Raw genomic sequence first — 14778 nt, forward strand, 5'->3', positions numbered from 1 at the left:
GACGAGCGTCAGCGCCTCGTCACGCTCCTTGCGCAGAGCCGGTACGAACGCCGAGTCCTCGACACAGTCCTGCCCCATCGCGGACAGCACACCGTCCGGACCCAGCTCCAGGAACATCGTCACACCCTGGTCCTGGAGCGCACGCATCCCGTCGACGAAGCGGACCGCCTCACGGACATGCCGCACCCAGTAATCGGCCGAGCAGATCTCCTCGTCCGACACAACCCGACCGGACACATTGGACACCACCGTCAACTGCGGTGAATCGAAAGTCAGGCTTTCCGCGATCTTGCGGAAATCCGCCAGCATGGCGTCCATGCGCGGCGAGTGGAACGCATGGCTGACCCGCAGCCGCTTGGTCTTACGGCCCTCCGCCCCGAAATGCGCGGCGATCGCCAGAACCGCGTCCTCATCACCCGACACCACCGTCGCAGAAGGCCCGTTGAGCGCGGCAATGGACACACCGTCGCCCAGGAGCGGAAGGACTTCGTCCTCCGTCGCCTGGAGCGAGACCATCGCCCCACCCGTCGGCAACGCCTGCATCAGCCGGCCCCGGGCCGCCACCAGCCTCGCCGCGTCCTCCAGCGACAACACCCCGGCCACATGCGCAGCCGACAACTCACCAATCGAATGCCCCAACAGGTAATCCGGCTTCACACCCCACGCCGACACCAACCGGAACAACGCCACCTCGAGCGCGAACAGCCCCGCCTGCGTGAACTCCGTCTGATCCAGCAGCTCACCACCCTCGAACACCACCTCACGGACCGGCCGATCCAGATGCCGGTCCAACTCCGCACACACCACATCAAACGCATCCGCGAACACCGGATACGACTCGTACAACTCACGACCCATACCCGACCGCTGCGCACCCTGACCCGAGAACAACACCGCCGACTTACCCGACGCGACCGTGCCCCGAACCGTCCGATCGCCAATGACCACCGCACGGTGATTCATCGCCGCACGCGTCGTCACCAACGAGAACCCGACATCCACCGGATCCCGATCCCCGACGAACGCCGACAACCGCTCCACCTGCGCCGAAAGACCCGCCTCGGACTTTGCCGACACCACCCACGGCACCACCGGCACCGAGCACACCGCGGTGGGAACCGGCGTGTCGGTGTCCGGAGCCTGCTCCACGATCACGTGTGCGTTCGTGCCGCTGATCCCGAACGACGACACACCCGCCCGCCTGGCCTCGCCCGTCTCCGGCCAGGCCACCGATTCGGTCAGCAACCGTACGTTTCCTGCCTTCCAGTCGACCTGAGGCGTCGGCTCGTCCACGTGCAGCGTCTGCGGCAGGACCCCGTGCCGCATGGCCTGCACCATCTTGATGATCCCGGCGACACCCGCGGCAGCCTGTGTGTGACCGATGTTCGACTTGACCGACCCGAGCCACAGCGGCCGGCCCTCCGACCGCCCCTGCCCGTACGTCGCCAGCAGCGCCTGCGCCTCGATCGGGTCACCCAGCTTCGTACCCGTGCCGTGCGCCTCCACCGCATCCACCTGGGAAGCCGACAGACCGGCATTCGCCAGCGCCTGCCGAATCACCCGCTGCTGCGACGGACCGTTCGGCGCCGTCAGACCATTCGACGCACCGTCCTGATTCACCGCACTGCCCCGCACGACAGCGAGCACCTCGTGCCCGTTCCGCCGCGCATCCGACAGCCGCTCCACCAACAGCATGCCGACACCCTCGGACCAGCCCGTACCGTCCGCCGCATCGGCGAACGACTTGCACCGGCCGTCGGCCGCCAGACCACGCTGCCGGGAGAACTCGACGAACGTGCCCGGCGTGGACATCACCGTCACCCCACCGGCCAGCGCCATCGAGCACTCACCCGACCGCAGCGCCTGAATCGCCCAGTGCAGCGCGACCAGGGACGACGAACACGCCGTGTCCACCGTCACCGCCGGACCCTCCAGGCCCAACGTGTACGACACCCGCCCCGAGGCGACACTGCCCGAATTACCGATGCCGAGATACCCCTCGGTATCGTCCGGCGCGGCCCTCAGTCGGGAGGCGTAGTCGTGGTACATCACACCGGCGAACACACCGGTGCGGCTGCCACGCAAAGAAGTGGGGTCGATACCGGCGCGCTCGACAGCCTCCCACGAGGCTTCGAGGAGGAGCCGCTGCTGCGGATCCATCGCCAGCGCCTCACGCGGTGAGATACCGAAGAACTCGGGGTCGAACTCAGCGGCCTCGTAGAGGAATCCGCCCTCGTTGGTGTAAGTCGTTCCCGTCCGGTCGGGGTCGGCGTCGAAGAGTGCGGCGATGTCCCAGCCCCGGTCAGTGGGGAAAACGTCGATCCCGTCACCGCCGCCTGCCACCAGTCGCCACAGGCCGTCCGGATCGGATACCGCACCCGGATAGCGGCAGCTCATGCCGATAATCGCGATCGGGCCGTCCGCCGCCACGACAGCCACGGCGGAGTCGCGGGTGGAGCCGGTCTCGTCCCCAAGCGCCTCGGAGAGCACGAAGGCAGCCAATGCCGCAGGTGTCGGATGGTCGAAGACCAGGGTGGCGGGGAGGCGCAGTCCTGTCGCTGTCGCAAGCCTGTTGCGCAGTTCGACAGCGGTGAGAGAGTCGAACCCCAACTCCTTGAACGCCTGCGTCCCCTCGATGGCGTCGCTGGATGCGTGCCCGAGCACCGTGGCGACCTGAGCCTTCACCAGGTCGTCCACGAGCCGGTCCCGATCCGCCGGCGCGAGTGCGACCAGGCGGTCGGCAAGCACGGTTCCCCTGGCTGCTCCGGCACGGGCCGCTCGCATCCTTGGCACCCGCACAAGGTCCCGAAGCAGCGGCGGTACGGCGGCCGTGGAAGCGAGGCGACGCAAGGCGGCAAAGTCCAGTTTGATGGGCACCAGGGCGCCGCCGCCGACACCTGGTGCGGAGTCGAACAAGGACAGTCCCTCGGGCGCGTTCAGCGGCAGGACGCCGTCCCGGGCCATGCGCTGGAGGTCAGTGGCGTCGAGTTGGCCGAGCATCCCGCCTTCGGCCCAAGGCCCCCAGCCCAGCGACAGACCCACGAGCCCGTCGGCCCGCCGCATCTCGGCAAGAGCGTCGAGGAACGCGTTCGCCGCCGCATAGTTCGCCTGACCCGACGACCCCAACGTCGCCGCAGCCGAGGAGAACAACGTGAACATCGACAGATCCATGCCACGCGTCAGCTCATGCAAATACCACGCCGCATCAACCTTCGGCCGCAACACCCCAGCCAACCGCTCCGGAGTCAAGGACGACACCACACCGTCGTCCAGCACACCCGCCGCATGCACCACACCCACCAACGGGCACTCGGCCTCAACACCCGCCAGCACCTCCGCCAACGCAACACGATCCGCCACATCACACGCGACAAACCGAGCCCGCGCACCCAACTCAGCCAGCTCAGCGACCAGCTCCGTGGCACCCGGAGCATCCGGTCCCCGACGACTCACCAACAACAGATTCCGAACACCACGCTCCACCACCAGATGACGCGCCACCAACCCACCCAGCGCACCACTGGCACCCGTCACCAACACCGTGCCCACACCGGCAGCCGACTCCGCCACCCCGCCCGAACCAACCACCGCACGCACCAGCCTCGGTACCGACACCTCACCCCCACGCACCGCCACCTGCGGCTCACCCGAAGCCACCGCAGCCGACAGAACCGCCCACGACGCCTCGGCCCCATCAACATCGACCAACACGAACCGGCCAGGGTTCTCCGACTCAGCCGTCCGCACCAGACCCCACACAGCAGCCTGAACAGGATCAGGCGACTCACAGAACACCGCACCCGAAGTCACCACCACCAGCCGCGCATCGGCGAACCGCTCATCCGCCAACCACTCCTGCACCAACTCCAGCGCCCGGCCCGCGATCTCATGCGTACGAGACACCACATCCCCGGAACCGGAACCGGAGGAGTCAGCGAACGACACCGCCACCACACCCGGCACCGCATCCAGCACACCCAGATCAGTGACCACCTGAACGGAAGGGACCGTGTCACCCGCGCCCAGCACATGCTCAACCCAGTCGACCGCGAACAACGCATCGCGCAGCAATCCAGGCGACTGCACCTGCTCCGCCGAAACCGGCCTCAGCACCAACGAATCCACCGAAGCCACCGGCTCACCGGCCGCGTCAGCCAGCACCAACGACACCCCGGAACCCGCCGGCGTGATCCGCACCCTCAGAACCGACGCCCCCACAGCATGCAGGGAAACCCCCGACCACGCGAACGGCAGACCTGTTCCTCCACCGTCCTCACCTCGGTCGCCGGCCAGCCCCATCGCGTGCAGGGCCGAGTCCAGCAAGGCCGGATGCACACCGAACCCGTCCCCGGAGATCCCCTCCGGCAGCGCAACCTCGGCGAACACCTCGTCGCCGCGCCGCCACACCGACCGCAGCCCCTGGAACACCGGGCCGTACCCATACCCCAGCCCGCGCAGCTCCTCGTAGAACCCCTCCACACCAAGCACCGCCGCGTCCCGCGGCGGCCACTCCTCCAGCGACTCACCCCTGCCCGCACCCACCACCGACAGCACACCCGTCGCGTGACGCACCCACTCACCATCAGCATCCTCAGCCGACCGCGAATGCACACTCACCACCCGACGCCCATCCGCCGAAGGCCCACCCACCGACAACTGCAACGACACACCACCACGCCCAGGCATCACCAACGGCGCCTGCAACGTCAACTCCTCCAGATACCCACAACCCACCCGCTCCCCCGCATACAGAACCAACTCAACAAACGCCGTACCCGGCAACAACACCGAACCCAACACCACATGATCCACAAGCCACCCGTGCGACTGAAGCGACAACCGCCCCGTCAACACCAACCCGTCCCCCTCAGCAAGGGACACCTCCGCATTCAACAGAGGATGGTCAACCGCACGCACACCCAGACCCGACCCATCAACCGCACCCGCCGGAAGAGACGCCAACCAGAAATGCTCACGCTGGAAGGCATACGTCGGCAGGCCGACACGGCGGGCACCGGTGCCGGCGAAGCACGCGGCCCAGTCCACCGCAGATCCACGCACATGGAGTTCGGCGAGGGCGGTCACGAGCGTCAGCGCCTCGTCACGCTCCCTGCGCAGGACCGGTACGAACGCCGAGTCCACGACACAGTCCTGCCCCATCGCGGACAGCACACCGTCCGGACCCAACTCCAGGAACGTCGCCACACCCTGGTCCTGGAGCGCACGCATCCCGTCGAGGAAACGCACCGCCTCACGGACATGCCGCACCCAGTAATCCGCCGAGCAGATCTCCTCGTCCGACACAACCCGACCGGACACATTGGACACAACCATGGTCTCGGGCCGGTGGAAGGTGAGGCCTTCGGCGACCGTGCGGAACTCGTCCAGCATGGCGTCCATGCGCGGCGAGTGGAAGGCGTGGCTGACGCGGAGTCGCTTGGTCTTACGGCCCTCCGCCCCGAAATGCGCGGCGATCGCCAGAACCGCGTCCTCATCACCCGACACCACCGTCGCAGACGGCCCGTTGAGCGCGGCAATCGACACACCGTCGGTCAGCAGCGGAAGGACTTCGTCCTCCGTCGCCTGGAGCGAGACCATCGCCCCACCCGTCGGCAACGCCTGCATCAGCCGGCCCCGGGCCGCCACCAGCCTCGCCGCGTCCTCCAGCGACAACACCCCGGCCACATGCGCAGCCGACAACTCACCAATCGAATGCCCCAACAGGTAATCCGGCTTCACACCCCACGCCGACACCAACCGGAACAACGCCACCTCAAGCGCGAACAACCCCGCCTGCGTGAACTCCGTCTGATCCAGCAGCTCACCACCCTCGAACACCACATCCCGCACAGGCCGGTCCAGATGCCGGTCCAACTCCGCACACACCACATCAAACGCATCCGCGAACACCGGATACGCCCCATACAACTCACGGCCCATACCCGACCGCTGCGCACCCTGACCCGAGAACAACACCGCCGACTTACCCGACGCGACCGTGCCCCGAACCGTCCGATCGCCGATGACCACCGCACGGTGATTCATCGCCGCACGCGTCGTCACCAACGAGAACCCGACATCCACCGGATCCCGATCCCCGGCAAACGCCGACAACCGCTCCACCTGCGCCGAAAGACCCGCCTCGGACTTCGCCGACACCACCCACGGCACCACCGGCACCGAGACACCAACGAAGTCTTCCGCCGTCTCCACCTCAGGAGCCTGCTCAAGAATCACGTGCGCGTTCGTACCGCTCACGCCGAAGGACGACACACCGGCCCGCCGCAGTTCGCCCGTCTCGGGCCATTCCCGCTGCTCGGTCAGCAGCCGGACGTCACCGGACTCCCAGTCGACCTGCGGCGTCGGCTCGTCCACATGCAGCGTCCGCGGCAGCACACCGTGCCGCATCGCCAGCACCATCTTGATCACGCCGGCCACACCGGCAGCGGCCTGCGTGTGACCGATGTTCGACTTGATGGACCCGAGCCAGAGCGACCGGCCCTCCGGACGCTCCTGGCCGTAGGTCTCCAGCAGGGCCTGCGCCTCGATCGGGTCACCCAGCGTCGTACCCGTACCGTGCGCCTCCACCGCGTCGACCTGTGAGGCGTTCAGGCCAGCGCTGGTCAGGGCCTGCCGGATGACCCGCTGCTGTGCGGGACCGTTCGGCGCGGTCAGACCGTTCGACGCACCGTCCTGGTTGATGGCCGACCCGCGAACCACCGCCAGGACCTCGTGGCCGTTACGCCGCGCGTCCGACAGCCGCTCCACCACAAGGACGCCGACGCCCTCCGACCAGCCCGTACCGTCGGCGGTGGACGCGAACGACTTGCAGCGCCCGTCACCTGCGAGGGCGCGTTGGCGGCTGAAGTCGACGAACGTGCCCGGCGTCGCCATCACCGTCACGCCACCGGCCAGGGCCATCGTGCACTCGCCCTTGCGCAGCGACTGCACCGCCAGGTGCAGGGCGACCAGCGACGACGAACACGCCGTATCGACCGTGACGGCGGGGCCTTCGAGGCCGAAGGTGTACGCCACCCGGCCCGAGACGACGCTACCCGAGTTTCCGATACCCAAGAACGCTTCCACGCCCTCGGGCACCACCGCGAGGCGGGCCGCGTAGTCGTGGTACATCAGCCCGGCGAACACGCCCGTACGACTGCCGCGCAGCGTGGTCGGGTCGATGCCCGCACGCTCGAGCGCCTCCCACGAGGTTTCGAGAAGCAACCGCTGCTGCGGGTCCATCGCCAGCGCCTCACGCGGCGAGATCCCGAAGAAGCCGGCGTCGAAGTCACCCGCCTCGTGGAGGAACCCGCCTTCTTTCGTGGCAGATTTGCCGTCCTGTCCGGAGTCGGCCTCATAAAGATTGCCGAGATTCCAGCCACGGTCGGCCGGGAATGCGGAGATGCTGTCGGTTCCGGTGGCGACGAGCTGCCAAAGATCCTCGGGGCTCGCCACTCCGCCCGGATATCGACAGCTCATTCCCACGATCGCAATAGGCTGCTGATCCTGGGCCTCGATTTCTCGGAGGCGCTGTCGCGTGCGGCGCAGATCTGCGGTCGTACGCTTCAGGTACTCACGGAGCTTCTCTTCGTTGTCCACTCAACCCAACCCGTCGCGGCGGTCAGCAGGTGAATTTCGACCCACCGTCAAAGGTTCCGTCAACACGGGAAATCGGCTCGGCGTTCAGCGCGATTTCCTTACGGCTTTTTCGCGGTGCCGCTACTCCGAAGCACTCCGCAGCACTCGAATTTTTCCCCTTACTCGGGAAATCTACGGGGGGTCCGTAGAACCGGACAACCCCTAGGGGGTTCGCTCGGCCCCCTACCCCGAAGCCCCCTACCCGGGGTGAGGGCCCCGGGCGAGGAGAACCGCGCCGCGCAAGGACGACAAGCCGCCGAGTGCGGCGGCGCGTACGTGGGCGACAGGGTGGCCCGGTCTGGCGAGAGCGTGGGCTCTTTCGGCCACTGTGCCGGCGAAGCCGGGGAGTCCGGCGGCGAATCCGCCACCGATCAGCGCCAGTGAGGGACGGACGAGTTCGTTGAGGTTGACGAGAGCCACCGCCAGGGCGTCACAACTCTCGCCGATCGCCGTGACGGCCCAGTCCCGCTCGTCATGGATGCCTTCCGCCAGCTCGGCGAAGCTCACGGGCTCCCCTCGCAGTCGGCCGGCCCGGCGCAAGGTGGCCGGGCCGGAGGCGACGGCCTGCACACAGCCGCGTCGTCCGCAGTCGCACAGCGGGCCCTTGGGGTCGACGATCACATGGCCGACCTCGCAGGAGCCGCGGGCGGTTCCGGGGCAGGGGCGCCCGCCGAGGACGATGCCACCGCCGATGCCGGTGCCGACGCCGAGGTACACGACGTCCGGGCAGTTCGCTTCGTCCGCCTCTGCGAGGGCTGCCAGGTCTCCGTCGTCCGCCCAGAGCACCCGGCTACCGGGGAAGAGGGCGTGGAGCGCGGCGCCCAGGTCCAGCCCGGTCCAGCTGGGACGGCCGGGCCAGGTGGTCACCAGACCATCCGGGCCGACGGTCGCCGGCATGGCGACGCCGACCGCCTCGACGGGCTGCGGGGTGTCGTCGAGCAGCGCGCGGACGTTCCTGGCGAGAGCCTCCAGGTCGTCCGCGGCGCTGCTCGTCTGCGGCCACGGGAACACCGCGGAGCGTGGCTGTGCGCCGCCGTCGGTCTGCAGGGCAACCTTGGTGCCGCCGACGTCGATTCCCAGGAACGTCACGCCGGCGAGGCGACGATGTCGAGGGTGAGGATCAGGTAGCGGGCGGTCATGCCCTTGTCGGCGGTGATGCCGAAGGCGTACCGGTCGATCTTCGTGGTGGCGCGGAAACTGATCCCTCCCGCCCGGATCTCCGACTGCTCGATGGAGAGTTCCACCGGCTGGGTCGTGGCACGGACCGTCAGTTCGCCGTGCAGGGTGTACGCACCCTGGGACTCGCGCACCGCGTCCGAGGTGAAGGAGATATGGGGGTGCGCGGCGGTGGCCAGGTACTTGTCCGAGCGTACGACCTTGTCCCGCGAGTCGTTGCCCGTGGTGAAGCTGTTGGCGTCGATGACGGCCCTCGCACCGGATTCCGTGACCTCGGCCGCGACCCGGATCTGGCCGCTGAGGACGGAGAAGGAGCCGTCCACGCCTGCGAGGCCGAAGACGTGCCGGGTACGGAAGGTGATGGCGCTGCGGTCGGAGTCGATGGTGTAGGTACCGGGGGCCGGCACGGTCAGGGGGTTCGCTGCTGTCTGTGACACGTTGTTACCTCTGTGGGGTTCGGGGGCGGAATGGACTTCAGCCACAGTCGAGTTGGGCCCGTTCATCCTTGACCACATCACTGCGGAGATCCACCGGCAGGTCCTTTCGGCGCTTCACCTTGAGCTTCCGGTAGACGCGGGTGAGGTGCTGCTCCACCGTGCTCGCGGTGATGTGGAGCTTGCTCGCGATCTCGCGGTTGGTGCAGCCCATGACGGCAAGCGCGGCAACGCGCCGTTCCGAACCGGTGAGTGAGGTGATTCCCTCGGTGCTGCCCGAAGCCGTCTCGGGGCTGCTGAGGTCACCTGTGGCCGCGAGGAGTTCTTTCGTCAGCGGACCGGCGTCGCAGAGGTTGGCCACGTGCCAGGCCCTGCGGAAGACCATGCGGGCCCGCCGGTACTCCTCGAGCTGGTGGTAGCTGCGGCTGAGGTCGACGAGGGCTCTCGCCTGCTCGTAGCGGTCGCCACAGTCCTCCAGCAGATCGAGCGCCTCGGTGAGCAGGTCGGGACGTCTGGCGGTGGGGCCCGTCGCGGCGAGCAGGCGCAGGGCCGAGCCGCGGATGCGCGGCGTGTCCGTGCCCGCCCCGGCCAGCTGGTCGTGGATGAGTCGCTTGGCCTGGTCCCGGTTGCCCAGGCGCAGCCAGGCTTCGGCCGCGCCGGTCCGCCAGGGGACGAGGGCTGTGGCGTCGAGGTCCCAGGTGCGCATGAGTTCGCCGCAGGAGATGAAGTCCGCGAGCGCGGCGTGCGGTTGATTGGTGGCGAGGTAGTAGTGGCCGCGGGCGTGGAGGTAGTGCAGCCCGTAGCGGCTCTGGAACATGCCGTCGGTCGCTGAGTACGTGAGGTGTCTCGCGGCTTCCGCGTAGTCGCCCATCCTGGTCGAGGCAAGGATGAGGCTGCCCAGCGGAAAGCCGATCGCGACGCCCCACGCCTGGGGCGGCAGCCGGGTCAGTGCCTGCCGGGCGTGTCCGGCGCCCGCTGCCAGGTCGCCCTGCCTGACAGCGATCTCCGCACGCGTCGCGGAAGCCATCGCCGACCAGAGGGGGGCCTCCCGTGAACCCGCCTCGGCCAGGAGGCGTTCGCACTGGTCGGCCGCGCTGCGCAGGCGTCCCGCGCAGATCAGGACGAGCAGGGCCAGCTGTACGGCTTCCTCGGTCCAGGGCGACGTACGGCCCAGGCCGAGGCCGTCGAGGACCCGTTCCGCACGGTCTGCGGCCGGCTCGCCGGGCCCGTGGGTGAACAGCCCCGCCAGTTCGGCTGCCGACCGCAGCCACGGGTCGCCGCGAGGGTCGGCAAGTGTGGGGGATCCGTCATCGGCCGGGACGGACCCCTGGTGTCTGCGGGCGAGCTGAGGATGGGTGGCGGCGAGCCACAGTTCGGTGTTCCGGGACGGTGCGGCCTGTGGGGCCTCACCCGTTTTGGACCGGGCGCTGCGGATCCGTTCGAGAACGGTCTCCGCCTCGCCCGTACGGCCGTGCCAGAGCAGGTGCCGGAGCAGGATCAGCAGGTCGCCGTGGTCCAGTTGGCCGGTGCGCGCCGCCGCGGCCAGCGGGGTGAGATGGCGCGCGGCCGCGGAGGGGTTGAGTTCCCATTCGGCCTGGGTCAGCCGCGCTCTGATGCCCGGCCGGTCCTGCTCGTTGCCGCAGGACCTGTGGGCGAGTGCGAGGCATTCCGTCGCGAGCCGGATCCTGCCCCCGAACAGTGCCTGGTCGGCGGCCTCCAGCAGCACCCGGACCGCCCACGGGCCCTGGGTGTGCTTGGACTCCACCAGGTGGCGGGCGACAGTCATGGCGGGTGCGCCCCGCGCGTGCATGAGCTGCGCGGCGCGGCGGTGCAGGGCCGCCCGATCCGGGGCCTGCAGGCTGTCGAGGATGGTCGAGCGGGCCACAGGGTGCCGGAACACGCCGTTGTTCGTCAGACCGGCCGCTTCCATGTCGTGGAGGGCGCGGCCGACCGCCTCCGTGTCGGCTCCGGCCAGTTGGGCCAGCTCCTTCACGGCTCCCTCCTCATCGAGGACCGCCAGGGCGCGCGCCACGTGCGCGACGCCGGGATTGTCCCGGTACAAGCAGTTGAGCAGGGCCAGCCCGTAGCCCTGTGCCCGTGCCTCACCAGCGATGTGGTGATCCTCGATGAGGGCGTGCAGAAGCAGGGGGTTGCCGCCGCTGACCCGGAAGAAGTCGTCCACGTCCCACGTGCTGGTCCGGCCCTCCGGCCGCTGTGGCGAGGCGAAGTCCTCCAGTTCGGGAGAGCGGCCGGAGGGCCGGCCGCGGAGCACCTCGGCGACGCCCGCCCGGGTGAGCGGTGCCAGGCGCAGCCGGTGGAACTGCGACTGGCGTCGCAGTTCGGCGCGGAACGGGGAGTGCTGCGCTCCGAGTTCCGCGTCCTCGGTCAGGACCGCCATGATCCGCGCCGATCCGATCCTGCGCACGATGTGGAGCAGGCAGTGCAAAGACGAGATGTCGGCATGCTGAACGTCGTCGACGGCTATCAGCACCGGTGTTTCCGCGGCCAGGTCGAGCAGGACGACGCCGAGGCCCTGGAAGATCTGGACGGCTTCCGGTTCGACGGTGTCGTGGTGGGTTCGGGGCAGAGCGTCCGAGGACACTCCTTCCTTCAGCAGCTGAGCGGCCCGGTCGGCGATGTCCAGGGGCAGGCTGGCGCTCTGCAGCAGCTGGGTCAGGACTCCCAAGGGCAGGGTGCGCTCCGCGCGCGAGCAGGTAGCACGGAGCACGACGACGTCCGACGAGGCGCGCTCGGTGAATACGCGCAGAAGCTCGGTCTTGCCCGTGGTGACGGGGCCGTCGAGCACGACGACATGCCCCCGTCTCCCGCGGCATTCGTCCAGCAGCCCGTCCAGATACCGCACATGCTCGTCACGCTCGACCAAACGCACCCTTCCACCCCTGCCCTTGCACGCTTACTGCTGTCCCGGCGCGGCCCGCATCCGGGTGATGTTCAGATCGTCGGTTTGTGCGCGACCGCAATAACGTAATCGATGGTGTCCAGCTCCTTCTTCAGCAGTTCCTGGTCACTCCAGTTCTGGCTTATTCCCTTGTACTGGGTGGGCGTGACCAGTTCCTTGTACTCAGGGCTCTTGATCTTCGTCACCATGAACGTGCGGTACTGCTCCCACACCCGGTCCCTGATGGAATCGATTCGGTTCTCCTCGAATCCGGCTTCGGCCAGCTTGTCGGCGTAGACCCCCGAGGTGTACCAGTTCTCCTCGTCGTAACTGAGGAGGATCCAGCTGAGCGCGCGGGACTTGAGTTCCTTGCGTACGACCGCGTCGTGGGTCGGAAGGACGTCCGCGACGGCAAGTACACCGCCGGGGCGCAGGACCCGGAATGCTTCCTTGAAGAATGCGCTGCGCGGGTAGAAGTGAAATGCGGATTCAAGGGCGACGACCCGGTCGAACGTGTTGTCCGGGAAGGGAATGTCGGTGGCGGATCCCTGCTGGAATTCGAGTCGGTCCTCGAGCCCTTCCGCCTTGGCGCGGGCCTGGGCGGCCTCGATCTGGTGCGGGGTGATGTTCAGGCCGTGGATCTTCTTGGGCTGCCGGTTGCGGATCCAGGAGAAGTCCTGATCGCCGTAGCCGAACCCGAGGTCGAGCACGGTGTCACCGGCCTGGATGCCGGCGGCGTCACCCAGCCGGGTGGCGAGCTCCTCCGCGGCCTCGTCCAGGCTGACGCATCCGTCGTTCCAGTAACCGAAGTTGCAGTACGTGGTGGTGCGGTCGACGAACTCGAAGCTGGGTGGCATGAACTGGTAGAGGCGCCGGGTCCGCTTGACGGGGTCGCCCGTCGAGATCATCTGGATGAGCTTTCCGAACTGCTTGGCTGCTTCCAACATGGGAGGTCTGCCTTTCGTGGGGCGGAGGTTCAGGTAGTGGTTCGGCCGAGCCGGTGACGCAGGTCGTCGATGAGCCCGACCAGATCGTCGGGGCTGTGGGCGGCACCGAAGAGGTAGAAGTCCGGGCGTACGAGCATGCCGATCGCACCGGCAGGTCCTGGGCCGGGCAGCCCGGCCAGGTAGGACAGATAGAGGCCCTCGGCATCGACGACCGCGTACTCCCCCGCCTTCTCCGGCGCGGTCCCCGCAGGCAGTACCTGCACGAGGTGGCAGCCGAGGGTGTCGAGGAAGTCCAGATCGGAGGTGCCGAGGAACAGGCGCGGGTCCTCGGCGCAGAGCAGGACGAAACCGGTACCGACGATGTCGTCGAGGAGTCCCCTGACGCCGCCGCGTACCACTTCCGCCTGCGGGACGAGCTGGCCGGCCGACCGCGCGGTCCCGTCGGCCGAGGCTGCGCCGGTGCGCAGGAACCCCTCGCCGAGGGAGTCGGCCAGCGAGGGCCCGTCCGGGGCGGCCTGGTCCCGACCACCCTTGGCGCGCATGCGGGCGGCGAGCATGAAGGCGTCGCGCCCGGCCGCGGCGGCGCGGTCGGTCTGGCAGATGACGTTGCCCAGCGCGATCGACGTCTCGATGGCCGGCCGTACGTGTGCGCTGCGTTCGACGGTGTAGGTGTCGAGCAGGTCCTCGCCTGCCCGGCCGCCCAGGACGAGGTCCAGCTTCCACGCGAGGTTGGCGGCGTCGCGGAAGCCCGAGCACATGCCCTGCCCGACGAAGGGCGGCATGACGTGCGCGGCGTCGCCCGCGACCAGCAGCCTTCCGGAGCGCCACTGGTCCGCGCAGGTGCCCTGCGTGGTGTAGACGGCGTGCCGTTCCAGGGTGGCGTTGTCCGGGGTGAGGTCGAAGAGCCCCAGCAGCCGCCACACGGTCGTCTCGTGCCCGAGCTCCTCGACCGTCTCGCCGGGCATCCGCATGAACTCCCAGCGCCGGTGGCCGGGACCCGCGGAGACCGCGGTCCTGGGCCGGGCGGGGTCGCAGATCTGCAGGTTGTTGGGCGTGTACTCGCGTTTGTCGTGGGTCACGACGTCGCAGATCAGCCAGTCGTGAGAGAAACCGTAGTCGGTGACCGTCGTCCCGATGTGCCGGCCGACGAAGCTGTTGGCGCCGTCGCAGCCTATGACCCAGCGGGCCCCGTACGTGTGCCGGTTGCCGTCCGCGTCCTCCGCGACGACCTCCACCCGGTCCTCGTAGCTGGTCAGCTCGACCGCCGTCCGGCCGCGGTGCACGGTGACACCGGGCAGTTCCGCTCCGCGTGCGACGAGGGCGGCCTCCAGGCCGGGCTGGTACATCGACGTGGACTCGGGCCAGCCCGACGGGCTCTTCCCCGGCACCTCCATATGGATCAGGGTCTGCCCGCGGGCGTTCTCCCAAACGTACTCGCCGGTGGGTTCCCGGACACCCTCGAGGCGGTCGGCGACACCCACGGCGGCGAGGATGCGGGCCGCCTCGCCGTCGTACGCGACGGCGCGGGGCATCGGGTAGGGCTGCGGCCAGCGCTCGACCACCGTGACCGTGCGGCCGCGCTGGGCCAGCAGGATCGCCGCCAGCTGGCCCACCGGACCATATCCGACGATCAGCACATCGGAGTTCACCACGTCTGTATCTCCCTGAACGCTGCTGCGGGGAC

The 14778-nt window shown here is 68.7% G+C and carries 5 protein-coding genes and 3 pseudogenes; all 8 read right to left on the reverse strand.

Features of this window, described 5'->3' with window-relative positions:
• Positions 1 to 24: 24 nt before the first annotated feature.
• A pseudogene (locus tag OG609_RS46065) lies at positions 25 to 963 on the reverse strand (acyltransferase domain-containing protein); the annotation flags it as partial.
• Positions 964 to 999: 36 nt separating this feature from the next.
• Positions 1000 to 1338: pseudogene (locus OG609_RS46070) on the reverse strand (ketoacyl-synthetase C-terminal extension domain-containing protein); the annotation flags it as partial.
• Between the two features lie 12 nt (positions 1339 to 1350).
• Positions 1351 to 7596, reverse strand: a pseudogene (locus tag OG609_RS46075) (SDR family NAD(P)-dependent oxidoreductase); the annotation flags it as partial.
• Between the two features lie 240 nt (positions 7597 to 7836).
• Positions 7837 to 8727 carry an ROK family protein gene (locus tag OG609_RS05515; protein WP_327271751.1) on the reverse strand — a complete coding sequence of 297 codons (891 nt, stop codon included), beginning with the start codon at positions 8725 to 8727 and terminating at the stop codon, positions 7837 to 7839.
• Positions 8724 to 9251 (reverse strand): YceI family protein, encoded by a 528-nt coding sequence (locus tag OG609_RS05520; protein WP_327271752.1) that lies wholly within the window; start codon positions 9249 to 9251, stop codon positions 8724 to 8726. The genes OG609_RS05515 and OG609_RS05520 overlap by 4 nt, the downstream gene beginning before the upstream one ends.
• Before the next feature lie 37 nt (positions 9252 to 9288).
• Positions 9289 to 12138, reverse strand: a complete 2850-nt coding sequence (locus OG609_RS05525; RefSeq protein WP_327271753.1) for a helix-turn-helix transcriptional regulator — start codon at positions 12136 to 12138, stop codon at positions 9289 to 9291.
• 62 nt (positions 12139 to 12200) lie between these two features.
• Positions 12201 to 13094 carry an SAM-dependent methyltransferase gene (locus OG609_RS05530; protein ID WP_327271754.1) on the reverse strand — a complete coding sequence of 298 codons (894 nt, stop codon included), beginning with the start codon at positions 13092 to 13094 and terminating at the stop codon, positions 12201 to 12203.
• A gap of 29 nt (positions 13095 to 13123) precedes the next feature.
• Positions 13124 to 14746 (reverse strand): bifunctional 3-(3-hydroxy-phenyl)propionate/3-hydroxycinnamic acid hydroxylase MhpA, encoded by a 1623-nt coding sequence (mhpA, locus tag OG609_RS05535; RefSeq protein ID WP_327271755.1) that lies wholly within the window; start codon positions 14744 to 14746, stop codon positions 13124 to 13126.
• Positions 14747 to 14778: the final 32 nt, after the last annotated feature.

It is taken from the genome of Streptomyces sp. NBC_01224 (assembly GCF_036002945.1).
Lineage (GTDB): Bacteria > Actinomycetota > Actinomycetes > Streptomycetales > Streptomycetaceae > Streptomyces.